Source organism: Pseudomonas libanensis, from assembly GCF_001439685.1.
GTDB lineage: Bacteria > Pseudomonadota > Gammaproteobacteria > Pseudomonadales > Pseudomonadaceae > Aquipseudomonas > Aquipseudomonas libanensis.
The window spans coordinates 1-593 of sequence record NZ_JYLH01000043.1 but is presented as its reverse complement, the minus strand read 5'-3'; the positions used below and the strand labels follow the sequence as shown (position 1 = coordinate 593).

2 tRNA genes and 1 rRNA gene are annotated in these 593 nt (G+C 45.4%); all 3 read left to right on the top strand.

What is annotated here, in order from left to right:
- A 16S ribosomal RNA gene (locus tag TU73_RS27870) occupies nt 1-64 on the top strand; the annotation flags it as partial.
- 122 nt (nt 65-186) lie between these two features.
- A tRNA-Ile gene (locus tag TU73_RS27865) sits at nt 187-263 on the top strand.
- A 10-nt stretch (nt 264-273) separates the two neighbouring features.
- Nucleotides 274-349 (top strand) — tRNA-Ala (locus tag TU73_RS27860).
- Nucleotides 350-593: the final 244 nt, after the last annotated feature.

Sequence of the window (593 nt, the reverse complement as noted above, 5' to 3'; positions counted from 1 at the left end):
CATGACTGGGGTGAAGTCGTAACAAGGTAGCCGTAGGGGAACCTGCGGCTGGATCACCTCCTTAATCGACGACATCAGCTGCTCCATAAGTTCCCACACGAATTGCTTGATTCATTGAAGAAGACGATAGAAGCAGCTTTAAGCTCCAAGCTGATAGCTCTTAGCTAATCAGTTGCGCTCGAAATTGGGTCTGTAGCTCAGTTGGTTAGAGCGCACCCCTGATAAGGGTGAGGTCGGCAGTTCGAATCTGCCCAGACCCACCAATTTTGTTATGGGGCCATAGCTCAGCTGGGAGAGCGCCTGCCTTGCACGCAGGAGGTCAACGGTTCGATCCCGTTTGGCTCCACCATTAACTGCTTCTGCTGTTAGAGTTTAGAAATGAATATTCTGAAGTGAATATTGATTTCTAGTCTTTGATTAGATCGTTCTTTAAAAATTTGGGTATGTGATAGAAAGATAGACTGAGCGTTACTTTCACTGGTAACGGATCAGGCTAAGGTAAAATTTGTGAGTTCTCTTAATTGAGAAATTCGAATTTTCGGCGAATGTCGTCTTCACAGTATAACCAGATTGCTTGGGGTTATATGGTCAAG